The organism is Senegalimassilia anaerobia JC110 (assembly GCF_000236865.1).
Lineage (GTDB): Bacteria > Actinomycetota > Coriobacteriia > Coriobacteriales > Eggerthellaceae > Senegalimassilia > Senegalimassilia anaerobia.
Genome location: NZ_HE611014.1, coordinates 65,820 through 90,649, shown reverse-complemented (window position 1 = coordinate 90,649; position 24,830 = coordinate 65,820). Strand labels below are relative to the sequence as shown.

At 61.8% G+C, this 24,830-nt stretch carries 17 protein-coding genes; 9 read left to right on the top strand and 8 right to left on the bottom strand.

The genetic code is table 11. The features are described 5' to 3' along the window. Nucleotides 1–344 precede the first annotated feature (344 nt). Complete coding sequence (locus tag SFHG_RS00435; protein ID WP_162096548.1) at nt 345–7,628, top strand: Spy0128 family protein; 7,284 nt, start codon at nt 345–347, stop codon at nt 7,626–7,628. A gap of 128 nt (nt 7,629–7,756) precedes the next feature. Here the strand turns inward: SFHG_RS00435 and SFHG_RS00430 are convergent, their stop codons facing one another. The 6 genes from SFHG_RS00430 to pxpB all read right to left on the bottom strand — a co-directional run bounded on the left by SFHG_RS00430 (nt 7,757) and on the right by pxpB (nt 13,276). Next, nucleotides 7,757–8,512, bottom strand: a complete 756-nt coding sequence (locus tag SFHG_RS00430; RefSeq protein ID WP_042432147.1) for a LamB/YcsF family protein — start codon at nt 8,510–8,512, stop codon at nt 7,757–7,759. A gap of 125 nt (nt 8,513–8,637) precedes the next feature. Beyond that, the gene (locus tag SFHG_RS00425) at nt 8,638–9,480 is read right to left on the bottom strand and encodes a putative hydro-lyase (protein WP_081468849.1); all 843 of its coding nucleotides are present in this window, start codon (nt 9,478–9,480) and stop codon (nt 8,638–8,640) included. A gap of 21 nt (nt 9,481–9,501) precedes the next feature. After that, nucleotides 9,502–10,857: an acetyl-CoA carboxylase biotin carboxylase subunit gene (gene accC, locus SFHG_RS00420; protein WP_042432144.1), complete on the bottom strand. Its 1,356-nt coding sequence runs from the start codon at nt 10,855–10,857 to the stop codon at nt 9,502–9,504. A gap of 15 nt (nt 10,858–10,872) precedes the next feature. Beyond that, nucleotides 10,873–11,403 carry an acetyl-CoA carboxylase biotin carboxyl carrier protein gene (gene accB, locus SFHG_RS00415; RefSeq protein WP_181859450.1) on the bottom strand — a complete coding sequence of 177 codons (531 nt, stop codon included), beginning with the start codon at nt 11,401–11,403 and terminating at the stop codon, nt 10,873–10,875. Between the two features lie 9 nt (nt 11,404–11,412). Then, the gene (locus SFHG_RS00410; protein ID WP_042432142.1) at nt 11,413–12,546 is read right to left on the bottom strand and encodes a 5-oxoprolinase subunit C family protein; all 1,134 of its coding nucleotides are present in this window, start codon (nt 12,544–12,546) and stop codon (nt 11,413–11,415) included. 1 nt (nt 12,547) lies between these two features. Next, the gene (gene pxpB, locus SFHG_RS00405; protein ID WP_042432140.1) at nt 12,548–13,276 is read right to left on the bottom strand and encodes a 5-oxoprolinase subunit PxpB; all 729 of its coding nucleotides are present in this window, start codon (nt 13,274–13,276) and stop codon (nt 12,548–12,550) included. A gap of 330 nt (nt 13,277–13,606) precedes the next feature. Between pxpB and SFHG_RS00400 the strand changes: the two genes are divergently transcribed. After that, nucleotides 13,607–14,323, top strand: a complete 717-nt coding sequence (locus tag SFHG_RS00400) for a sulfite exporter TauE/SafE family protein (protein WP_042432138.1) — start codon at nt 13,607–13,609, stop codon at nt 14,321–14,323. 80 nt (nt 14,324–14,403) lie between these two features. Here SFHG_RS00400 and SFHG_RS00395 read toward each other — a convergent pair whose 3' ends face one another. Then, the gene (locus tag SFHG_RS00395) at nt 14,404–14,847 is read right to left on the bottom strand and encodes a universal stress protein (protein WP_042432136.1); all 444 of its coding nucleotides are present in this window, start codon (nt 14,845–14,847) and stop codon (nt 14,404–14,406) included. Nucleotides 14,848–15,291: 444 nt separating this feature from the next. On the opposite strand from SFHG_RS00395, the gene SFHG_RS00390 reads away from it, so the two are divergent. Continuing rightward, nucleotides 15,292–16,482 carry a pyridoxal phosphate-dependent aminotransferase gene (locus SFHG_RS00390; RefSeq protein ID WP_042432133.1) on the top strand — a complete coding sequence of 397 codons (1,191 nt, stop codon included), beginning with the start codon at nt 15,292–15,294 and terminating at the stop codon, nt 16,480–16,482. A 73-nt stretch (nt 16,483–16,555) separates the two neighbouring features. On the opposite strand, the gene pdxR is transcribed toward SFHG_RS00390, so the two are convergent. Further along, the gene (gene pdxR, locus SFHG_RS00385) at nt 16,556–18,163 is read right to left on the bottom strand and encodes a MocR-like pyridoxine biosynthesis transcription factor PdxR (protein WP_052297731.1); all 1,608 of its coding nucleotides are present in this window, start codon (nt 18,161–18,163) and stop codon (nt 16,556–16,558) included. 135 nt (nt 18,164–18,298) lie between these two features. Between pdxR and pdxS the strand changes: the two genes are divergently transcribed. The 6 genes from pdxS (at nt 18,299) to SFHG_RS00350 (ending at nt 24,787) form a co-directional block, all read left to right on the top strand. Next, nucleotides 18,299–19,189: a pyridoxal 5'-phosphate synthase lyase subunit PdxS gene (gene pdxS / locus SFHG_RS00380; RefSeq protein WP_042432130.1), complete on the top strand. Its 891-nt coding sequence runs from the start codon at nt 18,299–18,301 to the stop codon at nt 19,187–19,189. Then, nucleotides 19,189–19,827, top strand: coding sequence for a pyridoxal 5'-phosphate synthase glutaminase subunit PdxT (gene pdxT, locus SFHG_RS00375; RefSeq protein ID WP_042432127.1), 639 nt, complete (start codon nt 19,189–19,191; stop codon nt 19,825–19,827). The genes pdxS and pdxT overlap by 1 nt, the downstream gene beginning before the upstream one ends. A 606-nt stretch (nt 19,828–20,433) precedes the next feature. Beyond that, nucleotides 20,434–21,525 (top strand): ornithine carbamoyltransferase, encoded by a 1,092-nt coding sequence (locus SFHG_RS00370; protein WP_042432124.1) that lies wholly within the window; start codon nt 20,434–20,436, stop codon nt 21,523–21,525. Nucleotides 21,526–21,656: 131 nt separating this feature from the next. Continuing rightward, nucleotides 21,657–22,853, top strand: a complete 1,197-nt coding sequence (locus SFHG_RS00365) for an agmatine deiminase family protein (protein WP_042432121.1) — start codon at nt 21,657–21,659, stop codon at nt 22,851–22,853. 259 nt (nt 22,854–23,112) lie between these two features. Beyond that, complete coding sequence (locus SFHG_RS00355; RefSeq protein WP_042432115.1) at nt 23,113–23,334, top strand: hypothetical protein; 222 nt, start codon at nt 23,113–23,115, stop codon at nt 23,332–23,334. A gap of 13 nt (nt 23,335–23,347) precedes the next feature. Beyond that, nucleotides 23,348–24,787 (top strand): purine-cytosine permease family protein, encoded by a 1,440-nt coding sequence (locus tag SFHG_RS00350; RefSeq protein ID WP_042432113.1) that lies wholly within the window; start codon nt 23,348–23,350, stop codon nt 24,785–24,787. The last annotated feature ends 43 nt before the right edge of the window (nt 24,788–24,830 follow it).

Genomic DNA, 24,830 nt, shown 5'->3' with positions numbered 1-24,830 from the left:
ATACGACCCCCTGACGCCCCTTCGCCCACCTGCGAAAACGGAATAGCCGGGTCGCACGTTCGCATATACGGCGTAGTTCCATGTGTCCCCCTTTGGCGATGATGTGACCAGGAGGTGCAACGGCTAAACGCCGTCTGCGCCGCTGGCGCGATGCGCGGTTACGGGTTGTGCGCGCGTTCGACGATTGGCGAGGGGTGTCGATGTTGGCGAACGCCATGGCATGGGAGAACCGTGCGGGAAGGAGCGGGCCCATGAAGACGTCAGGGTGCCGAAAAAGCCCGAGCGCGCATATGCAAGCGCGAGGGGATAAGGAAGGCCGCGATGCGGTGGAAGGAGGCGAGGACATGAAATCGACGAAGCGTTTCAAGGCAGCGTTAGCCGCTGTGCTGGTGCTTGCGTTGTCGCCGCTGTTCGGCGGCGCGGCGTTCGCGGAAGACTCGTCGGCGACAACGTACAGCGGCAACAAGACCGCCGTCACGGACCCCTCGACCATTTGGGATTGGCAGGGGCTTGTCGAGAATGACACGTCGAGCGTCGGACGTATCTGGACTGACAAGACCGTGTCGGACAATGAGATCAGCAAGAACGGCATCACCGTATCCAAGGAGAATGGTGCGGACTTCCTGACCGCGCTCACGGCGTTGTCGTCCACCTCGAACCTTTCCGATACGGCGACCACGCCGCTTGATATCGTGTTGGTGCTCGACGCCTCCGGGTCGATGGACGACCCTATGGGCGACGGCGATGACACGAAGCGCATCGACGCGCTCAAGAGCGCGGCGAACTCGTTCATCGATGAGATCGCCAAGCAGAATGCGACGGTCAAGGATGCCGCCAAGCAGCATCAGGTCGCCATCGTTAAATTCGCTGGGGACAAGACCGACAAGGTCGGCAACGACACGTATTACGACGGTAGAAATTGGTACAACTACAGCCAGGTGATGAAGACGCTTGCTCCGTGCACCAATGACACGAAAGGCGACTTCTCATCCCAGGTGAACGCCATCAAGCCCGCCGGCGCAACGAATGCCGCTGCAGGCTTGGAGCTCGCGAAGGGTCAGGCCTCCGGTCGTTCCGATGCCAAGAAGGTCGTCATCTTCTTCACCGATGGCACGCCGACGGAATATAGCGATTTTGAACCGGCCGTCGCCTCGAGCGCCGTTGGGCATGCTAAGGTTATGAAGGATGCGGGTGCTGCGGTGTACTCCATCGGCATCTTCCAGGGCGCCTATCCGGCAAAGTATCCCGATGGGCAGGGCGTTTCCAACGAGAACAAGTTCATGCACGCCGTGTCGAGCAACTACCCGTCTGCTACGTATTCTTACGAGAGCACGAGTTGGTGGTCGGGCGAATATATATGGAACTTCGGCGATCGTGCGAAGGGCTCCGATGGCAAAGACGCCACGTTCTACAAGAGCGCGACCAACGCCGATGAGCTGAAGCACGTGTTCGACGACATCTCCAAGGAGATCTCGAAGGGTTCCGGCTATCCCACGAAGACGAGCGAAGGCTTCGAGCACGAAACCGGCTACATCACCTTCGATGATCAGCTGGGCGATTACATGCAGGTCACCGACCTGTCCAAGCTCGTGTACAACGGAACGGTGTACGGCTGCAAGTCCAAGACCACGGACGGGAACGTCGACACGTACCATTTCAGCGGCGACGTGCATTCCGGTCTGGCCGCTGCCGATCTGAAGGACGTCGTGATCACCGTCACGCGTTCGGACGATGCTGCGGCGGGCGACAAGGTGCAGGTGAAGGTGCCCGCGTCCTTGATCCCGCTGCGCAACTTCGCAATCGACCTGGCGAAGGACACCATGAGCGTCTCGAACACCACGCCGATCTCGGTGCTGTACTCTTCCGGCGTGAAGCCGGCGGCGCTCGATCTGCTGGAGAACCCCGATGACGCCATGAAGGAGTATATGGCGAATAACACCGACGCAGCGGGCAAGGTGAACTTCTATGCCAACAAGTGGTCCGGCGAGAAAACGGGTGACGCGGTCGCTACGTTCCAGCCGGCAACGGGCAATAGCTACTATTACTTCACGCAGGACACGTACATCTACACCGACGAGGCATGCACCACGCCCGCGAAGTCGGTGAAGAGCGGCTCCACGTACTACTACAAGCACAACTACTATGCCATGGAGAACGGCAAGCCCGTTGCGAAGACCGAGCATGTGTCCTTCCCCGGCGACGCCGCCGAGCAAGCCGAGGGCGCTATCGCCTGGGATTCCGCGGGTGCCTGCTATCTCAAGTCCGGCACGCCGCGTTTGACCTACGTCAACGAGCTGCATAAGGTCAAGGAAGAGAACCGCACGGCTACGGCCGCGGATGTGCTGAACCCGAAGTGGAGCGGCATCGAGCAGTCCGCCGCGCAAACGCTGATCAACGCCTATCTGGGCAACAACGGCAAGCTGAGCGTCGAAGTGCCCGGTACGCTGACGGTGACGAAGCAGCTGGCGCTGCCCGTTGGGTACAGCGCGGATGATTTCGCGAACGAGTCTTTCGAGTTCACCATTGCGATGCAGGATGCCGTCGGCAAAAATTTCAACGCCGTGGTGAAGAACGCGAGCGGCGAGCAGCAGGGTGATAAGTTCGTGCTGGCATTCGGCCAGGACGGCCAGGCGAAGCATTCTCTGAAGCCGGGCGAGACCCTGTACGTGTACGGGCTTTCCGCAGGCTGGGACTATAAGGTAAGCGAGACGCCGCGCGATGGTTTCATGGCAGAGGCCGACGGTGCTGAGGGCAAGATCGCTGCTGGCGAGACGAGCGCGGTAACGTACATGAACACGTATGCCGCATCCGGCACGCTGGATGGTGAGAAGTACCTTAAGGGTGAGAAGGTGCTCACCGGTCGCGATTGGCTTGCCGATACGTTCGTGTTCATCATGAAGGATGCCGATACGTCCGTTGAGGCGCCGATGCCGCCGACCAACACTCTGGGCGCCAGCAAGGGCGAGGCGCGCGTTACGGTAACGAGCAAAGATGCCAAGGATGGCGTCCCCGTGAGCTTCCATTTCGAGAGCATCGGCTATACGAAGCCGGGTACGTACACGTACCAGATTTGGGAATCCGAGGAGCTCAGTCAACTGAGAGCCGGCGTGAGCGCATCTCAGGCGTTGTACCAGGTCGTCGTGACGGTAACCGACGAGGGCCACAACGGCACGCTGACGGTGAAGTCCAAGATGACGAAGCTGGCAGACGATGATGGCGTGAGATATGAGAAGCCGCAGCTCGTCGAGAACGACACGGCGTCGTTCGTGAACGAGTACGATACCCGTGAGGTGAAGTGGACTCCCAGCGGCACGAAGACGTATACGGATGCAACGGGTGAGAACCCGCTTAAGTCGGACATGTTCCACGTCATAGCTTGCACGGATAACGTCAAGGCGCCGTTGCCCAAGGGCGAAGGCGTGACGCGCGTTGATCATGAGTGGGGCGGCAAGATGTGGTATGGCGCCCTGACCACGGTCGAGGCAGGCGGCAGCATCGCGTTCCCGCAGGCAACGTTCACGTTTAACGATATTCCTTCCGGAGCGACCGAGGCTACCTTCGAATACAAGATCGTCGAGGTGGTCAAGGTCGACGATACATGGCGTGCCGTGCGAGACGTCCTGGCGGACAAGACCTTCGACCCGGCCGGCATGGTGTACGACCAGACGGTGTGGACCGCGAAGGTAACCATCGCGGACGTTGGCGGCAAACTTGAATTGAGCGCCAAGTACTACAAGAACGATAGCGAAGAGCCGATTACCGGCGCTATGTTCAGCTTCGATAACTCGTACAACCCCGAGCCCGCCAAGCTCGAGGGCGATACGGCGATTCACGGCACCAAGGTGCTGACCGGCCGCGATATGGCGGAAGGCGAGACGTTCGGCTTCAAGCTGAGCGCAGCCGATGACGCTACGCAGAATGCCAAGGTCGCCGGCAACATCGTCATCTCGCAGGGCGCCGACGAAGTCGTGGTGAGCGGTGCGAAGGCGGGTGCTGAGACTCCGTTCTCCTTCGGTGAGATGACGTTCAAGAAGCCCGGCACGTATTCGTTCGCGGTGCAGGAGGATAAGTACTGCGGCAACAATCTTGATGAAGTGGGCACCGCAACCGGCGGCATCGTGTTCGATCGTCACGTCCACAAGGTTACGGTCACGGTGACTGATGACCATAAGGGCAAGCTGGTTGCCGAGGTGAGCTACGACAATGGGCCGGCGAAGTTCGAGAACAAGTACGAGCAGAATGCGCAGTTCTCCGGCATCACCGTTCAGAAGATGCTGAACGGCCGCGATATGGCAGCTGACGAGTTCTCCTTCAGCATCCATGGCGTGGATAAGGAAGGCGCAGTTGCCGCTACCGAAGCCGAAGCTCGCTTGACGGATTCCGACCGCAGCTTCACCAACGCTGCGCGTGCCGATGGCGTCGCGTGCGATATGGCGAAGATGAACGGAGTCGCATTCACGCAGGATGATATCGGCAAAACGTTCGCGTACGAAGTGCGCGAGGTCGTGCCCGCTGCGGCAGATGCTAAACCCGGCGTCTCCTACGACAAGAGCGTGCATATGCTCGAGATCACGGTGGGTATGAGCGGCGATGCCGACAAGCATCTGACGCTGACCACCAAGCTGGATGGGAAGGTCGTCGATTCCGCGACCAAGCTCGTGGCCGTGGCGTTCGTGAACGGCTATCAGGCAACCCCGACCAGCTACGACACCGCAACCGCCGGCCTGAACAAGGTGCTCGAGGGCCGTAATTGGACCGATGCCGACAACTTCACGTTCGAGCTGAAGGCGCTCGATGGCGGTCCGCTGCCCAAGGATGCCGCGGGCAACGATGTGACCAACGTGACGGTGACCAAGGCGAACGCGGAGAGCTTCGGATTCGGCGCGATCGAGTTCACGTCCGACATGGTGAAGGCCGAGCCCGACCATAAGCGCACGTTCGCCTACGAGGTGCGCGAGGTCGTGCCTGCCGATGGCCATAAGCTGCCGGGCATCCATTACGACGACAACGTGGCTACCATCAAGGTGACGGTGTCCGACGATGGCTCCGGTATGCTCAAGGCCTCTGCGGTCGCGGAGAACATCAGGTTCGTGAATCGCTACGCTGCTGAAATCGATTACACGGCGGCGGGCGGCCTGAACGTGGCCAAGACCCTGACCGGCCGCGATATGGCTGAGGGGCAGTTCACGATCAAGGTGACCCCTGGCGACGAGGCGTCGGCGTACGCGCTGGGCCTGCCGCTGGAAGGCGCCGAGATCGCCATGCCCGCAGCTGCCGATGGTGCGCAAGCCGTGAAGTCTGCGCTGGGCGAGCAGCATGTGGTGCTGCGTCAGAGCGACGTGGGCAAGACGTACACCTATAAGGTGACCGAGGTTCAAGCAGCGGCCGATGGCTACACCTACGACACGACGGAGTACACGGTAACGGTGATGGCCTGGGACGACCCGCAGAAGGCCGCATTGACGGTCACCACCGAGGTGGCCGGGCCTGAGGGCATCAAGACGTACGTGTACGGCGCAGACCCGTCTGCTGCTGGCACGGGCCCCGCAGTGGTTCCCTTCGCCAACGCGTATGCCGCCTCCACCGATAACCCGGGCGGCACCGCCGCTCAGGTGACGGCGACCAAGGCGCTCACAGGACGTCCGCTTTCCGCCGGCGAATTCACCTTCGCGGTGAAGTACGCAACGGGCGGGGACGACCTGCGGACGGCCGAGAACGCGGCCGATGGCACCGTGACGTTCGACGGCCTTCACTACACCACCGAGATGCTTGAGGGCCTGGTGAAGGACGGCAACGCCTACAAGACCTCCGACCAGGGCGTCATTTCATGGACGGTGAGCTACCTGGCGTACGAGAAGACCGACGGCCTGGCTGGCCAGGGCGTCACGCCGCAGACGCAGCCGATTCCGTTCACGGTGACGGTCGTGGATAACGGTGACGGCTCGCTTACGGCAACGGCGAACCTGGACAAGGGTCTGAAGTTTGAGAACACGTACTCCACGGGCGATCCGGTGCAGGTGGGCCTGTCCGGCGTGAAGATGCTGCAGGCGGCACCCGGGCTTGCCCCGGCTTCCATTGAGGGCAAGTTCACCTTCACGGTGACCTCCGACGATGCGGCGGCCCCCATGCCCGAGCGCACCACCGCCAAGAACGCGGCGGACGGCAGCGTGGACTTCGGCACCATCGAGTTCACGTTGGACGACCTCAACCGCGCCCTGGGCGTGAACGACCAGACGGCTATCGCGAATGCCGATAAGGCCGAAGCGGATGTCGCGAAGGCTGCCGACCAGGCTGCAGCACCGGCTAAGGAAGCCGACGCCGATGCCGATGCATCGAGGGCTGCTGCAGACGCCGACAAGGCTGCCGCGGGTGCGGATAACGCTTCCGCTAAGGCGGCCGACGAGGGCGACAAGCCCGTAGCCGCCGACCAGGGCGACAAGCCCGCGGCAGGCGACGGGCAGGGTGCGGGTGCCGTGGCGGCTTCCGATGCCGCGAGCGGCACGGTTGACAAGGTTGCCCCCGGCAACCAGCCGGCGAGCCCGGAGCCCGAGTCCGGCAAGCCCCGTTCCCACGTGTTCACTTATAAGGTGACGGAGAGCGGTTCCGTACCCGGCGTGATCAACGACGCCGCGGCGACCAAGACGGTCAGCTTCAAGGTGACCGACGACGGCGCCGGCAAGCTGACGGTCGAGCGCCAAGGCGATGCGGCAACCCCGGCGTTCTCCTTCGCCAACACCTACACGGTGGAGCCTGCTAACTCCAGCGTGACCGATCAGGTGACGGTGACCAAGACGCTGACGGGCCGCGATATGGCCGCCGGCGAGTTCGCGTTCGAGCTGCTCGAGGGCGAAGACGTGGTGGCGACCGGCGCTAACGCCGCCGACGGCAGCGTGACGCTGAACGCGGTGAAGTACACGCAGCCCGGCACGCATCGCTACACGCTGCACGAGGTCGGGGGCGGCACCGTCGCCAACGGCGTGACCTACGACGGCGCGACGTACACCGTGGTCACCACGGTGAAGGACAACGGCGACGGCACGCTCAGCGTGACCCATGCGCTGGAAGGCGCGCGCGAGGCTGCTTTCGCCAACGCTTACCAGGCGACGTCCACGACCGTGATCATCGGCGCCACCAAGACGCTGGTGGGCAAGAACCTTGAGAACGGGCAGTTCACGTTCATGCTGACCGCGGCGGACGGTACCGAGCTGAAGGCGAAGAACGCCGCCGACGGCAAGATCGCCTTCCCGGCGTTGACGTTCGACAAGCCCGGCACGTACGAGTTCGCGCTCACCGAGCTCGATGACGCTCAGGCGAACGTGACGTACGACAAGCGTGCGTACAAGGCGACCGTGACGGTAGTCGATGACGGGCTCGGCCACTTGAACGCAACGGTGGCAGGCGATGCCGACGTGCTCGCGTTCACGAACACGTACGCCGAGCCTCCGGCGCCCGTGCAGCCCACGCAGCCCGGCGGCAAGACCTTCACGCCGCGCGGGCCGATCGGCAAGGTGCTGACGCAGACGGGCGACGACAAGCTTGCCCTGGTCCTGCCGCTTGCGGCAGTGGCCCTGGCGGGCGCGGCCTCCATCGCGGCGCTGCTCATCATGCGCCGTCGCGATAAGCGCTAGCGCAGCCGAACCCGGCGAAGGCCGGATACGAAAACCCGCTGCCGCACCTGCATAGGGCGGCGGCGGGACGCAAGAAGAGGGCCGGGTTGGTACCCGGCCCTCTTCGCGTTTCGCTATGCTGTGGATTTCTACACGGGCTTCACCTCGACGCCGGCCTCGGTCAGCGCGGTGCGGATCTTACCGGCGAACTCGAGCGCGTGAACGTTGTCGCCGTGGATGCAGATGGTGTCGGGCTTCACGGTGATCAGCTTGCCCGATGCCGACTCGATGGCGCCTTCCTTCACCGCGCGCACCACGCGCGCCACGGCGAAGTCCTCGTCGGTGATGACGGCGTCGGGGAGCTTGCGCGACACCAGCAGGCCCTCGTCGGTGTAGTTGCGGTCGGCGAAGAATTCCTGCGCAGTGCGGATTCCCTCCGCCTGGCCCGCGCGGATGAGCTCGCTGTTCGCCAGGCCCACCAGCACCAGGTCCAGGTTGGCGTCGTGCACGGCGGCGGCCACGGCGCGGGCAAGCTCCGGGTCCACGGCGGCGCGGTTGTACAGCTGGCCGTGCGGCTTCACGTGGTGCATGCGCGCGCCGGTGGCGTGGCAGAAGGCCTGCAGCGCGCCGATCTGGTACAGGATGTAGTCGTAGGCCTCGTCGGGCGACATGGCGATGTCGCGGCGACCGAAGCCCTGCAGGTCGGGGTAGCCCGGATGCGCGCCCACGGCAACGCCCGCCTCGGCGGCGAGCTTGACGGTGCGGCGCATGACCGCCGGATCGCCGGCGTGCATGCCGCACGCCACGTTGACGCTGGAAACCAGCGGGATGACCTGATCGTCAAGCCCAAGCGTGTATCGCCCGAAGCTTTCTCCCAGGTCGGAGTTGAGATCGATGCTCGGCATGTTCAAACACTTCCATTTCCATATACATGAGCGTGCGCGGTTGCGGCATGCCGCAACCGCGCACGGCGTCGGTTCGGGTTGTTCTCCCCTTGGGCAACCTTAGGCGGGTCGGCGCGATTGCCCGGTTAGCCCTTCAGGTCCACGTTCTTGGTGTCCGTGATCAGCATGTAGCCGGGGGCGTGCGTGATGGCGAACGGCGGCTTGCTGTTCATGACGATGGACTGCGGGGTGACGCCACATGCCCAGAACACCGGCACCTCGCCGGGGTTGATGTCCACCGGGTCGCCGAAGTCGGGCTTGGCGATGTCCTTGATGCCGATGACGGAAGGGTCGCCGATATGCACGGGCGCGCCGTGCACCTTCGGGATGGCGCCGGAGATCTGCACCGCCTTCACCACCTGGTCGTAGGGGATGGGTCGCATGCTGACCACCGTGTTGCCGCTCATGGAGCCGGCCGGCTCGCACGCCAGGTTGGTGAGGTACATGGACACGTTGCGGCCCTGCGTGTTGTGGCGCATTTCGATGCCTGCCTCAATGAGCTCGCTTTCGAAGCTGAACGAGCAGCCGATGATGAACGCCACCAGGTCATCGCGCCAGTAGTCCACCACGTTGTCGACCTCGTCCACCATGACGCCGTCCTTGTAGATGCGGTATCCGGGGAAGTCGGTGGCAACGTCGCAATCCTTCGCGCAGATGTGCGTCATGCGCTCGCCCACCTCGGTGACCTCCAGGATGGGGCAGGGCTTGGGGTTGCGCTGCGCGAACAACAGGAAATCATAGGCCTGCTCGCGCGGCAGGATGATCAGGTTCGCCTGCGCATAACCCGGGCACAGGCCGCTCGTAGGAGCGGCGAACTTGCCTTCGCGGATCAGATGGCGCGCCTCAGCCGGCGTGGCATGGAGCATCTGCTCCCACACCTCGGCGTCGACGCCTTCGGGCTTTGCGGGTACCGGCATTTCGATTCCCATAACGCTTCCTTTCGTTGATCCCTACACTTCGCCTGCAAGGAACTGCTCGATGAACCCCGTGTCGGCCAGGCCGGCGCGGAACGTCTCGTTCTCCATGATGGCGTATTGGAAGTCAAGGTTGGTGTTCACGCCCACGACCACCATCTCCTCGAGCGCGGTGCGCATCTTGGCGATGGCCTCGGTGCGGTTGCGGCCCTGCACGATGATCTTGGCGATCATGGAGTCGTAGTACGGCGAGATCTCGAAGCCGTCGTAGGCCGCGGTGTCCACGCGCACGCCGTTGCCGCCGGGCAGGTGCATCTGCGAGATGGTGCCGGGGCTGGGCATGAAGTTCTTCTCGGGCGTTTCGGCGTTGATGCGGCACTCGATGGCGTGCCCGCGCAGCACGATGTCGTCCTGGGTAAACGACAGCGGCTCGCCGGCGGCCACGCGGATCATCTCGCCCACCAGGTCGGTGTGCGTGACCATCTCGGTGACGCAGTGCTCCACCTGGATGCGCGTGTTCATCTCCATGAAGTAGTAGTTGCGCTCGGCGTCCATGAGGAACTCGATGGTGCCGGCGGACGTGTAGCCCACCGCGCGCGCGGCCTTCACGGCGTCGTCCATCATGCGGCGGCGCAGGTCCTCGTCGGCGTCCAGCAGCGGGCTGGGGCTTTCCTCGATCATCTTCTGGTGGTTGCGCTGCACGCTGCAGTCGCGCTCGCCCAGGGCCACCACGTTGCCGTGGTTGTCGGCGATGATCTGCACCTCCACGTGGCGCGGGTTCTGCACGGCGCGCTCCAGGTACATGGTGTTGTCGCCGAAGGCGTTGACGCTTTCGCGCTGGGCGATGTTGAACATGTCGGCGAAGTCCTCTTCGCTCTCCGACACGCGCATGCCCTTGCCGCCGCCGCCCGACGACGCCTTGATCATGATGGGCCAGCCGATGGTGCGGGCCTGCTCGAGGGCCACGTCCACGTCGTGGACGCCCTTCTTCGTGCCGGGCACCACGGGCACGCCGGCGTCCATCATGGTGCGGCGGGCCTGGCTTTTGTTGCCCATGCGGTCGATGACCTCGGGCGTGGGGCCGATGAACACGATGTCGTTGTCGCGGCACAGCTTGGCGAACGTGGAGTTCTCGGACAGGAAGCCGTAGCCGGGGTGGATGGCGTCGGCGCCCGTGCCCTGGGCCGCGGCCAGGATGGCGGTGGTGTTCAGGTACGAATCGCGCGCCGGCGCGGGGCCGATGCACACGGCCTCGTCGGCCAGGTAGGTGTGCAGCGCGTGGCGGTCGGCCGTGGAGTACACGGCGACCGTCTTGATGCCCATGGCGCGGCATGCGCGGATGATGCGCACGGCTATCTCGCCGCGGTTGGCTATGAGGATCTTGTTGAACATGGGGCTCGCCTGGCCTTACGCGTTCGCGCTGGTGGAGATGCGGAACAGCGGCTGGTCGTACTCGACCTGCGTGCCGTTTGCGGCCAGCACCTCGGTGATGACGCCCGGCGCGGGGGCGGTGATCTCGTTCATCATCTTCATGGCCTCCACGATGGCCAGCGTCTGGCCGGTCAGCACCTCTTGGCCCACCTTCACGAACGGGTCCTCGTCGGGGCTGGGGCCGGCGTAGAACGTGCCCACCATGGGGCTGCGGACCACGCTGGCGTCATCCTCGCCGGCCACGGGCGCGCTTGCGGCGCCGGCCACCACGCCGGTGGCGTCCTCGCGGGCGTTGAGCAGCTGGCCGACGCGCTCGGCCATGAGGGGCAGGGTGGAAGCGGACAGCGCGCCGGCGGCGGGCTTGCGCTCGAGCTCGATCTCCACCTGGCCGTCCTTGAAGCGCAGGGCCGTCAGGTTGCCCTCGTCCATGATGTCGAGAAGGTCGAGGATGTTCTCGCGGCGCTGCTTCATGGCGTCGGCGGTGCCGTTGGTTTCGTTCGTGGTCATGGGGTGCTCCTATCGGTTCGGATCGCTTGCGGGCTGCTCTGCGGGCTGCAAGCGTTGTTGCTCGGTCTTGCTCAGTTCGATCCACAGCTTCTGGCTGCCGGACGCGTGCGCGCGGGCCTGCGCTTCCAAGATGGGCGTCAGCCTTCGCGCCGTCCTTCGCGGCGATATGCCGCCGTAGCAGGGGCGCCTGACCATCTTGGCGAGCGCCTCCATGCGGCGCGCTTCCTGACGGTACAGGTCCTGCGCCTGCTGGATGGTGACGGGGGCGAAGCGGATGATGCGGCCCGGCGTGCACTGCACCAGCTTGGGCAGGTCGACGCTGCAGACGGTGCCGATCTTGGCGTAGCCGCCGGTGGTTTGGCGGTCGGAGAGCATGATGATGGGGCGGCCGTCGGCGGGGATCTGCACGGCGCCCAGCGCGATGCCGTCCGAGATGATATCGCTGCCGTTCACCGTTTCGATCTCCGGGCCGTCCAGGCGGAATCCCATGCGGTCGCAGCGGCTGGTGGTGGTGTAGGGCTGGCCGTAGAAGGTGTCCACGCCGTCTTGCGTGAACATGTCCTCCTGCGGGCCGGGCACCACGCGCAGCGTGATCTCGGGGTCGTCGAAGCCGTAGAACGCGTCGTCCCGGTCGACGGTGTGCGAGCCCAGGTTGGGGATGAAGTCGATGTTGCGCGTGCAGAACGGCAGGTAGTCGCCGGTGATGAGCGCGCGGCCTTTCCATCCGCCGATGCCGCACTTCAAGTTGGTGGAACGGCTGCCCATGACCTCGGGCGCGTTGATGGAACCGCCCGCGATGGCCAGGTAGCCGTACATGCCCGTTTTCGGGGCGCCGAAGGCCAGCACGCTGCCGCGGTGCACGGCAAGCGCGGTGTACATGGGCGCGGGGCGGCCGTCGAGCGTGGGGCGGAAGTCGCCGCCGGTGATGGCGACGTAGGTGCTGGTGGTGAAGCGAAGCGTCGGCCCGGCCAGGCAGAACTCCAGGACGGGGGCGTCGGGGTCGTTGTCGATCAGAAGGTTGGCCGTGTGCAGCGCGCGGGTGTCCATGACGCCCGACGGGCTGAAGCCGCTGCCCAGATAGCCGGTGCGGCCCCGGTCCTGCACGGTGGTCAGGATGCCGGGCTTGATGGCGGTGACTCCCATGCTAGACCTCCTCTACGATAACGTCGCACTCATAGCCGCCTGCGGCGATCTGCGCCTCGATGGCGTCGTACTGCTTCTGCGTGATGGGCTGGAAGCGAAGATATTCGCCGGCGCGGTACAGGATGGGCTGAGCGCGCTCAGGGTCATACGGGCGCACGGGGCTGCGGCCGATGATCTGCCAGCCTCCGGGGCTTGCCAGCGGGTAGATGCCCGTCTGCGCGCCGCCGATGCCCACGCTGCCTGCGGGGATCTCGGTGCGCGGAACGGAAAGGCGCGGCGTGTGCAGCCGCGGGTCCAGTCCGCCCAGGTAGGCGAAGCCGGGCAGGAAGCCCAGCATGTCGATAAGGTAGTCGTGCGCGCAGTGCAGGCTGACGACGTCCTGCTCGGACATGCCGGCATGGTGTGCCACCGTGGGCAGGTCGGGGCCGAACTCCCCGCCGTAGCAGACGGGGATGACCACGATGCGCTTCACGCCCGCCTCTGCGGCGGCCAGGTTGCGCAGCTTGCCCTGCACGCGTTGGCACAGCTCGTCGTAGCCGATGACGCACGGGTCGTAGGTGACCATGAGCGAGCAGAACGTGGGCACCAGCTCGGTGACCCCGGGGATGGGATCGTCGGTGAGCGTCTGCGCCGCAACGCGGATCATGCCGCTGGTTTGCGGCGATATGGTTTTGGCGAACTCCAAGTTGATAGCGGAGTCGCCAGCGATGGTGATGTTGAATCCAGCCACTGTTCCCCTATGCTTTCGGATTGCGTACTTGCCTATGGTAGATGATGTTCCCCTTCATGCTAAGGCAATTAGCCGCAAATAGGCATTTTGGTAATATACTTGCAACTTATTTCATGGATAACGATGAAGCCGCGGATACGCGGCAAAAGGCGCGGCTGAGCAGGTGGGCATTCCGGTTAGCGGGGCGCATCGCGCGGCAGCGGGGCGTCGGCGGCAGTGGAGCGCGTGCGGCATTGCCGCGCCTGCGGCGTCGTTGCAACGACCATGCGGCAACGGAGCGCCTTTGGCGTCGTTTCGCCGATTGCAAGGTAACGGGAGCGAGGGTCTCGGTTGGTTAAGAACGTCATATTCCTGGCGGTGTTCTTGTTCGGCTACACCGTGCAGGCCATCACCGGCTTCGCCGGCAACATCTTCTGCATGCCGGTGGGCACGCTCACGCTGGGGCTGCAAAGCTCGGTGTCCATCTTGAACGCCACGGGCTTTCTGGCCTGTACGGTGCTGGCCGTGCTGAACATCCGCAGCATCCATTGGCGCGAGCTCGGCAAGATCGTGGGCGTCATGCTGCCGTTCGTGGTGCTGGGCGCCTGGCTTGACTCCGTGGTGCCGCTGCATGCGCTGCTGAAGATATACGGCCTGGTCATCCTTGCCGTGGGCATTAAGAACCTCGTGCAGCGCAAGCAGTCGTTCCTGCCCGAGTGGGCGCTGTGGGGCGTGCTGGCGGCGGCGGGCCTGATCCAGGGCATGTTCGTTTCGGGCGGCGCGCTGCTGGTCATCTACGCGGTGCAGAAGCTCACGGACAAGGATCAGTTCCGCGCCACGCTGTCGGCGGTATGGTCCATCCTCAACCTGCTGTACGCCGGCGCGCAGCTGTACCAGGGGCACTTCACCCACGAGGTGTGGGTCATGGTGCTGTGCTGCGTCCCGCTCATCGTGCTGGCCACGGTGGTGGGCGGCAAGCTTGCCAAGCGCATCAGCCAGGAGCGCTTCCTGAAGCTGACGTATGTGTTGCTGCTGGTCATCGGCACCGTTTTACTGGTCACGTCGTAGCATCATATCTCGAAACGAAAGCGGGGGCCGATGGCCCCCGCTTTTCCGTTCATGCTTGTTTCGCCGTTCGCTTTGCGCGGTTAGTCCTGCTTGACCACCAGCACGTCGCAGCGGACGTTGCGGATGAGGTACGTGGAAACGCTGCCCACGAACACGTACTTGATGTTGCTCAGGCCGCGCTCGCCGCAGATGACCAGGTCGGGCTCGATGGGCTCGATGAGCTGCTTCTGCAGCGTGTCGGTGATGCGGCCGGCACGGACGATCAGCTGCACGGAGGGGATGTCGGCGTTATTGCGGGCCTTCTCCAGCAGGTCGGCAAGGTCGGTCTTGATGCGGATCTTGCCCTCGTTGCACAGAAGCTCGAAGTCGACGCCCGATGCCTCATAGGGCACGGAGTCGATGACGTGGCCGAACGTGAGCTCTGCATGCTCTTCCTCCGCCAAGGCGATGGCGCGCTCCATGACCGCTCGCTGGGTGGATGCGCCGTCGAGTGCTGCGAAGATGCGCTTGTAACCGAAAGCCATGATAACCCCTTTCGTTGTGCGCGGCGCTTGGGCGCCTGCGCGGATGTTTTCAGGTCGGCTCGAGCGTGTGCCACGAGATCACGCGCCCGTGTTCTGGGGTTATTGTACCGCAATGTGCGCCCGCCGGCGGTGACGGTTTGCTTTCGGCGCAAGGTGTTGCCCAAGGGTTTCCCGGCGGGGAAGCGGTCTGCGCGCGAACGGTCGAGCGTGCAGGTGGGCGGCGGCGCGCGGGCGCCCGATCCGTATGCTCGGCGAGTGCCGGCCGGGCTGGTTGCGCGCCGCATCGACCGGCTGCTCTTTCCGTCGGGCTTCCCCAAATGCGGTTTTCGTGCTCCGGCTAACTTTGTTGGCAGCGATGCGGGCGGCAACGCGGTGCGAAAGTGCTAATCTGAACGGCGAACCTATCATCGTGCGTTATGCGCACCGGCATGCAAGGAGCACCTTATGATCGACGAAAGAATGTATGGCCTGGGAAATGCGCCCTCCGCGATTCGCGAGCTGTTCGCCTACGGTTTGAAGCGCAAGGCCGAGATCGGCGAGGACAAGGTGTTCGACTACTCTATCGGCAACCCCAGCGTGCCCGCGCCGCAGAAGGTGGCCGACACCATCGAGGAGCTTATGAAGCTGCCGCCGGTCGAGCTGCACGCGTATTCGCCCGCTGCCGGCATCCCCGCCGTCCGTCAGACCATCGCCGACAGCATCGCCCGCCGCTACGGCATCCCTGCGAAGGCGGGTCGCGTGTACATGACGGTGGGCGCCGCCGCATCCATCGCCATCAGCCTGGGCGCCGTCACCAACGCCGGCGACGAGGTCATCGTCCCTAGCCCGTACTTCCCCGAGTACAAGGTGTGGATCGAGACCATGGGCTGCTCCATCGTCGAGGTGCCCACGCAGGTTCCCAGCTTCCAGCTTGACGTGGAGGCCATGGGCGCCGCCATCAACGAGAAGACCGCGGCTGTCATCATCAACTCGCCGAACAACCCGGTGGGCGCGGTGTATACGCGCGAGAACCTGGAGGCGCTGGCCGCCATGCTCGAGGAGAAGGGCAAGGAGATCGGCCATCCGATCTACCTGATCAGCGACGAGCCGTATCGCGAGATCACCTACGGCGTGGAGGTTCCCTACGTTCCCACCATCTATCCCCGCACGTTGGTGTGCTATTCGTATTCCAAGGCGCTCAGCCTGCCGGGCGAGCGTGTCGGCTACGTGTACGTTTCCGACACCATGGACGCCGAAGAGGCGGACCGCGTGTTCTTCGCCGTCGCCGGCGCAGGCCGTGCGCATGGCTACATCTGCGCGCCGGTACTGTTCCAGCGCGTTGCTGCTGCGTGCGTCGACGAGCCGTCCGATGTTGAGGCCTACGCCACCAACCGCCGCATCCTCACCGAGGCCCTGGACGAGATGGGCTACGAGTATGTGCAGCCTGACGGCGCGTTTTACCTGTGGGTGCGCGCTCTGGAGCCCGACGCCCAGGCGTTCAGCGACCGTGCGAAGCAGCACGAGCTGCTCATCGTGCCTTCAGACAGCTTCGGCTGCCCGGGCTGGGTGCGCATGAGCTACTGCATCGCCCGCGAGACCATCGAGAACAGCCTGCCGGCCTTGAAGGCGCTCAAGGAGTCCTACGACGCCGAGTAGTGTTTACTTGATATGCCGTTGAGGCGCGAGCCGGGTGAGAAGCCCGGCTCGCGCTTTTTTGCGTTTTGGTGCTCTATGTCCATGCATTCGCAAGCGCGTTTGCAACGGCGGGCGATTCCTCGATCGAGGTGCTGTCGCTTCGCAGGATGAAGCGCGCGGGGGAGGTTTCGCTCGCCGTGTTTGCCTGCGGCTCGGTGCCGGTCGGGGCGCCGCTTAACGAAGCTGTGCCGGCGAAACTCGACAGCGGGGCGATGCGGATGCCGGCGGCTTCGGCGGCGGTGGCAAGTTCGCGTTCGCCGCGTTCACTCTCCAATTGCATGATGAAATGCAAGCCGTCGTTGAGGCCGGCGAACGCAATGCGATCGCCGAAGGCTTCGTGCAGGGCGTTGACCAGGGCGTCCTGCGTTTTGCGTGCGTGGGTGCGCAGGCGGTTCACATGGCGGTCGTAATGGCCTTGCTCGATGAAGCGAGCCAATGCCAGCTGGTCGAGCGGGCTGACGGTGTTCGCGTAGAAGCCGAGTTGCTTGCGGAATCGCTGCGCCAGTTGCGGCGGCAACACCAGGTACGCCATGCGAAACGCCGCGCCCAGGCTTTTTGCGAACGAGTTGAGGTACAGCACGCGTTCGGCGGCATCGATGCCGAACAGCGAGGGGATGGGTCGCCCGGCCATGCGGAACTCCGAGTCGTAGTCGTCCTCGATCAGATAGCGGTCTCTTTCGCGCGCCCAGTTCAAAAGCTCGCGACGTCGGGCCGCCGTGGTGACGATCCCGGTGGGGAACTGGTGCGACGGCATGATGTGGGCAACCGATGCGTCGGAAGCTTCCAGCGCATCGATGTCGATGCCGGAATCGTCCAGCCCGATATGCGCCACCTGCGCATCCTGCTGCTCGTACATGCGCGTGAGCAGGGGGTATCCCGGATCTTCCACTGCGTAGCGCCTTGTGCGCCCTAGCAGTTGCACAAGCAGCTGGTACAACGTTTGCGACCCGGCGCCTATGACGACCTGATCGGGCGACACGTCCATCCCGCGGTATTGCCGCAAATGGTCGGCGATGGCGCTTCGCAGTTCGGGCGACCCTGCTGCGGAAGCGGCTTCGGCCAGCGATGCCGCCGATTCATCCGAAAGCGTTCGGCGGACGGCTTTCGCCCAAGCGGAGTAGGGGAGCATGGTGGTTGCCAGCGTGCTGTGCGTGAAGTCTGCGAGCAGCGGCGCATCGGACGGGGCGTTTCGAGCGTGGGGTGCAAGGCCATTGAGCGACGGGGCGAAGTCAGCGTCGGATGGACGATATCCGGTTCGTCTTTCCAGATGCTCTTCATTTTGCGAAATAGGCTGCGGACCGTTCGGGTTTGAGGCATGACCCTCGCGCCTGCGGTTTGCTCTCGTTTCTGTCGCGGTTCGGAACCGAACGTTTCCCTGCTCCTCGATCTTGGCAGCGGGCGCGAGGTCGCATGCGTAGTAGCCGCAGCGTTCGCGCGAGCGGATATAGCCTTCGGCGACAAGCTGGTCGTATGCGGCCTCGATGGTGATCAGGCTGACGCCCAGCTGCTTTGCCAGCGCGCGTTTCGACGGCAATTTCTGCCCGGGTTCGACTTTTCCATGCGCGATATCGTGACGGATGCAACGATACAAGTATTCGTAAAGAGCCAGTTCACCATGCGATTCCATATCGTAGAAGAACACTTGTTCGTCACCGCTTTCCCCGATTGTTTCACGTGGAACATCTGGTCATATAAAAAGAAACAGTTTTGGTGATACTACCATAACCAGATGAAGCGTAACCTTCGGGCATTCACATTCTCAGAGAAGGAGTAGGAAATGACCGAGCCTCAAACCGCCGAAGAGCGCGTTGCCCTGAACCGCCAGCTTGCCCAGATGCTGAAGGGCGGCGTCATCATGGACGTCACCACGCCTGAGCAGGCGCACATCGCCGAGCAGGCGGGTGCTTGCGCCGTCATGGCGCTCGAGCGCATTCCCGCCGACATCCGCGCCGCCGGCGGCGTGTCCCGCATGAGCGACCCGAAGATGATCAAGGGCATCCAGGAGGCCGTGTCCATCCCCGTTATGGCAAAGTGCCGCATCGGCCACTTCGTGGAGGCTCAGGTGCTGCAGGCCATCGACATCGATTACATCGACGAGTCCGAGGTGCTATCCCCGGCCGACGACACGTACCACATCGACAAGACCCAGTTCAACGTGCCGTTCGTCTGCGGCGCCCGCGACCTGGGCGAGGCGTTGCGCCGCATCGCCGAAGGCGCCACGATGATTCGCACCAAGGGCGAGCCCGGCACGGGCGACGTGGTGCAGGCCGTGCGCCATATGCGCATGATGAACGCCGAGATCCGCCGCATCCAGAACCTGCGCGCCGACGAGCTGTTCGAGGCCGCCAAGCAGCTGCAGGTGCCCGTTGAGCTGGTGAAATACGTGCATGAGAACGGCAAGCTGCCCGTCGTGAACTTCGCCGCCGGCGGCGTTGCCACTCCGGCCGACGCTGCGCTCATGATGCAGCTGGGCGCCGAGGGCGTGTTCGTGGGCTCCGGCATCTTCAAGTCCGGCAACCCCGAGAAGCGCGCGCAGGCGATTGTGAAGGCAGTGGCGAACTACACCGACGCCAAGCTCATCGCCGAGCTTTCCGAGGATTTGGGCGAGGCCATGGTCGGCATCAACGAGAGCGAGATCGCCCTCCTCATGGCAGAGCGCGGCAAGTAATGGGAAAGAAAATCGCTGTTTTGGCTGTTCAGGGGGCGTTTATCGAGCATGAGCGCGCGCTGGCGAAGCTGGGGTGCGAATGCATCGAGCTTCGTCAGGGGCCCGATGTCGAACAGCCCTACGATGCCCTGGTTCTGCCGGGAGGCGAGAGCACGGCGCAGGCGAAGATGCTGCGCGAGCTTGGCATGCTCGACACGCTGAAGTCCCGCGTGGTCGCCGGCCTGCCGGTGCTGGGCACATGCGCGGGCCTGATTTTGCTGGCGCAAAACGTCGAAGAAGGCGTTCCCGCCGCCGGCGACCCGAACGGCCCCGTTGCCGCGGGCGCGACCGCGCCGGGCGCCATCGGAACGCTGCCGGTGACGGTTCGCCGCAACGCATACGGCCGCCAGCTGGGAAGCTTCCGCACCATCGCCCCGTGTGTGGGTTTGCCCGGCGTACCGGATGGCGAAACCGCCGACATCCCCATGACCTTCATCCGCGCCCCGTTCATCAAGGAGGCGCATGAAGGTGCCGAGGTCCTGGCGCGTGTGGACGATCGCATCGTGGCCGTGCGCTCGGGAAACCAGCTGGGCGTCTCGTTCCACCCGGAGCTCGACGACGACTTGCGCATCCATGAACTGCTTGTGAGCCTGATCTAGCATCTAGCGAACAGCGCAAACCCCCCGGAACCAAAGCCGTGTGGCTTCAGTTCCGGGGGGTTTGCTATGCGGTCGATTATGCGATACGGAAGCAAATCGCCCATAAATTACGGCAGACCCCTTTCGCTCGCTTCAGGCGATTTGCGACTTACAAAAGAGTTACGCGTGCTGCATTAGGTTGTCGGCTTCGCTTTGGCGGGCACTCGGGAGCATATTTCCATGTTTGCCTTCGAGACCGAACTTCCCCGTTTTCAACTCAGTAAAACACACGTTGACCTGCAAAAAAGCGCCGCAATATCATCAATAGCATAGTTCCTCTCATTGGTAATTCGTATTGGCGAGAACAAGCGGTCTCACAGTTCAAACCATTCATACCATCTATCAATACATCTATATAACCCTATTAGGTTATATAGATGCACCCTTCTAACCCGTACGCAATAACTAGTCTAATCCCTTCACGCACTTTTCATAAATGGTACAGCAAGCCGATTGAGGGTTATCCCTTGCGGCTCGTAAAGTGGCAGCCATCGGATCCCAAGTGAGGGGTTCAAACCAATAGCGAATCGTCGAAAGACGAACGGCGAGAAAGAAGGAGTGAGGGTTATGAAGCACGAGCATTACATGGACATGAACCGTCTGAGCGACTGGAGCGTGGACCAAATCAACGAACTGCTTGATGTTTGCCTGCTGCTGAAGGAGATGGAGGAGAAGGGCGTTCGCTTGCCTCTGCTTAAGGACGTCTCCCTTGCTATGATGTTCGACCAGCAGTCAACCCGTACCCGCGTAAGCTTCGAGACGGCCATGACCCAGTTTGGCGGCCATGCAATGTTCCTCGATGGCAGCTCTCTGCATGCCGGCTCTGGCCAAGAGGATATCGCGGAGACTGCGGCCATTATTTCTTCCATGGCCGACGCCATCATGATTCGTAGCCTGTCTCAGCGCGTCATCGATGAGGTTGTTGCCAACTCCACTGTACCGGTTATCAGCGGCATGTCCTGCGCCGAGTTCCGGTCTGATGGCTTTGGTAGCCAGGAGCAGCATCATCCCACGCAGGTCATTGCCGACCTTATCACGATGATCGAGCGCAAGCCGAAGGGCAAGAAGCTGTCTGATTGCACCTTCATGTGGCTGGGCGATGGCGCTGACGGTTTTGACTGCGTGTTCATGGACCATCTCTCCCTGTTCCCGCGCTTGGGCATTCGCGTGATTTGCGCTGCCCCCAAGAAGTTCTGGCCCTCCGACGAGCTGCTGGCAAAGTGCCGCGCTCAGGCTGCCGAGGATGGCAACGGCGAGATCATCTGCACCGAGGATCCCTATGAGTACGCTCCCGAAACCGATTTCTTCTACACCGGTGTCGTGAACTACCACAAGATGGGCGTTTGCGAGAAGGAAGCCTTCGAGGTGTTCTACCCGAAGTACCAGATCAACGAAGAGCTCATGGCTCATGCCCCGAAGTCCGCTTGGGTTATGCACTACCTGCCCGGTAACCGTAACTGGGAGATGACTGACGCAGTGTGGGATGGCCCACAGTCTGCTCTGCTGCCCCTGGGCGAGAATCGTCTGTATGCTCAGCGCGGTATCCTGGTGTACATCCTGTGGCCGCTCCGCCGCAACACCAGCGAGTATCTGGAGAACTACTACCGCGGTAAGGTCGAGGATCTGCTGACCCCGCGCATTCACAACTACGACTTCTAAGGCGTAAGTTTTGTCGTTCGGTTGACGCTAGCCCAGTTCTCGTCAATCGAACAAGGCACAATCATATTTCGCAAAGGGCTGCATGGTCGGCAGCGATCATGCAGCCCTTCGTACTCATTGGAGGTACTGAAATGCGTCAGATTACCGAATCCGAATCCACTCCTAAAGCCGATGGCTTCTATATGCCGGCCGAATTCGCCCCGCAAGACCGCGTGTTCATGGGCTGGCCGAACCGTCCTGACACGTTTGCGTTCGGCGCCGTGCCCGCTCAGCGCACCTATGCCGGCATTGCGAATGCCATTTCCGAGTTCACTCCCGTTGTGATGTGCTGCAACGAGGCCGACTACGACAACTGCAAGGCTGTGTTCAAGGATAACGAGCGCGTGACGGTTATGGAGATGAGCATCAACGATGCTTGGTTCCGCGATACCGGCGCCACGTTCTTGGTGAATGGCAAGGGCGACAAGGCTGCTACTGACTGGCACTTCAATGCATACGGTGGCTTGGTGGACGGCCTGTACTTCCCCTGGGACAAGGACGCTAAAATCGCGCGTAAAATGGCCGACTACGTGGGGGTTCGCACGTATCGTCCCGACCATGTGATTCTCGAGGGCGGTTCTATTACCGTTGATGGTGAAGGTACCCTTATCGTTACGGACTCGTGCCTGCTTTCCGGTGGTCGTACCGCTTCTGTGCTGGTCGCCCATGAGCCTGATGCAGGTGATTGGCCGCTGTACCCGCGTAAATATGAGCCTTTCAGCGAGGAACTGCGCGCTTACATGACCAAAGAACTCGAAGAGTACTTGGGCGTTGAGAAGGTTATTTGGGTTAAGGAAGGCATCGATCCCGAGGTTACTAACGGTCATATTGACGACTGTGCGACCTTTATCGCTCCTGGCGTTGTGGCCTGCATCTGGACCGATGATCCGGACTATCCGTTCTATCGTCAGTGCCATGAAATCTACGACACTTTGGTTAACGCTACCGATGCTAAGGGTCGCAAGCTGAAGGTCTACAAGCTTCCCATGCCCGAGAAGCCTTGCTTCATGTCCGATGAGGAAGCGAATTCCATCGACCTGGTGAACCCGCGTACCGCGCAGGACGAGCCGCAGATTGCTTCCTACATGAATTACCTGGTAACCAATCACGGTTGCATCGTCCCGCAATACGGCGACGTTAATGATGCTCTTGCCGTAGAAACCTTGCAGAAGATTTACGACGAGACGTGGGGCGAAGGCGTGTTCAAGTGCGTTGGCGTTGACTCTCGCCAGGTTGTGTACGGCGGTGGCAACATCCACTGCATCACGCAGCAGGAGCCCTCTGCTTAAAGCTTGGAAACACTTTCAAATAGGCATCTGACCCATAAATTCATGATTCGCATTAATTGCTAACAGGGTTAATGGGTTCTGAATACGGAGGGCGTAGGTTTTTACTAGAGGTAAGACTTGCGCTCTCTTTTGGATTACGAAGCGCAAGAGGGGAACCGTGCGAAAGAAACGACCCTTTTTGAAAACGCCGGTGGCGGTAATGGTTGCCGTGCTCGCTTCGTAGGATGCCAACTTCGATAACAGAAGGAGGGAGTAGTCCATGAGTGCCGTAGATGAAATCAGGTCCGAGCTGAGCGGAAACACGAACTTCGATGAAGCTCACGAAGGGGAACTGTTCGAGCGTATCGCGGAAATCGAAGAGCAAGAACGCGAGGGAAAGCTCATTCCTGGACTGGATAAAGCCGACAACATTTTGATAGCCGCAATGTTTATCGTGCTGGGAGTGTTGCCTGTTATCTGGTATGCGGTCATGTATTTCTAAGGGGAGGTGCATTATGGCTGAAGCAGATGTCAACAGCGAGGCTCAAAGCGAGTCTATGCCTGTTCTAAAAAGCGAGCGTCCTTATGGTTTCAAAGATTACACGGTAGTTATCACGGGTTTTGCGTGCGCGGCATGGTGTTTTATCACCGGAGGAAGTCTGGCGCTATATGTAGACGTTCCGACAGCGCTGGTTGGCTCGATTGCCGGCAACATCGTTGCAGTATTGCTTATGTCGCTTGCGACGCAGGTGATATCGGGAAAATATGGAGTCGACGCATACACATCGGTGCGAGGCATCCTTGGTGGCAAAGGCACGAAGGTATTCCTGATTTTGATGTCCATATTCGTTATTGCTTGGCTGGTTATCCTCTGTATGATGGTGGCGAAGGCCGTTGGCAATATCGTGCTTGGGTTTACCGGAACGGACATCACTACCGGTGTTCCCGTGTTCATTCTTTCGGTGATTGCCGGCGCGATTTGCTGGATGGTCGCCTGGAAGGGCCCTGTGCTCTTGAAGAAGCTCAATAACTTCGTAGCACCTATTTTCGTCATCATTTTGATCTTCCTGTTCGTTGTGGTCAGCATGAACTACGGTTGGGATACCGTTCTGTCCGCTAAGCCCTTGGCTCCGTTTGAGGACCAGTGGCTGAACTTCCTGGTAGTCTTCGAGCTCAGTATGGGCGCCGGCTTTTCTTGGTGGCCGAATATGGGTGGTGTTGCGAAGCTGTGCAAGACCACGAAGGCGGCTTTCTGGCCAAACGTTATCGGATTGGTTTTCGCCGCGACTCTGGGCACCGTTATGGGTGTTGCAGCATCTCTGCTGGTGAACAGCTCCGATCCGACTGCATGGATGATTCCGATGGGCGGTCTGGGTCTTGGCACCGCGGCTTTGCTGCTGGTGATTTGCGCCGACATTACCGCATGCTCCGTTATGTTGTACAACCTGGGTATTGGCATTAAACAAGTGAAGACCTTTGTGAAAATCCCATGGGGCAAGTGCACTGGCTTGATTACCCTGATTGCTTTCGTCGGCATGATTTGGGCTGAGCCGCTGTACGACAATTTCTATATCATCCTGGGTATTTCCAGCATGAGCTGCGCTCCTATCGCAATGATGCAGCTGGTTGACTACTACGCGTTCAGGAAAAAGCACATTTCCATTCGCGACGCTTACAACAACGGCAAGAACTCCAAGTACTATTTCTGGGGTGGCTTCAACTGGGTTGCAATTGGCGTTTTCGCAGCTTCGGTGGCGCTGTATCTTGCAATTTTCGATCCCTTCCTGTGCATTCCTCATGACGCCTTCAGGTACTGCAACGCAACAACTGCCGTGTGCGTCTTCAGCGCGCTTGCATACTATGTGCTAGGAAAGCTGCTCCTGGTGAAGAGAGGTATTGGCGGTTTCCCGAAGCCTAATGAGAAGGCTGGCATCGAATCGAACGGTAAGGAATAGTTTTCGATAAACAAGCAAGGAGGTAAACCCTATGCCATATCAG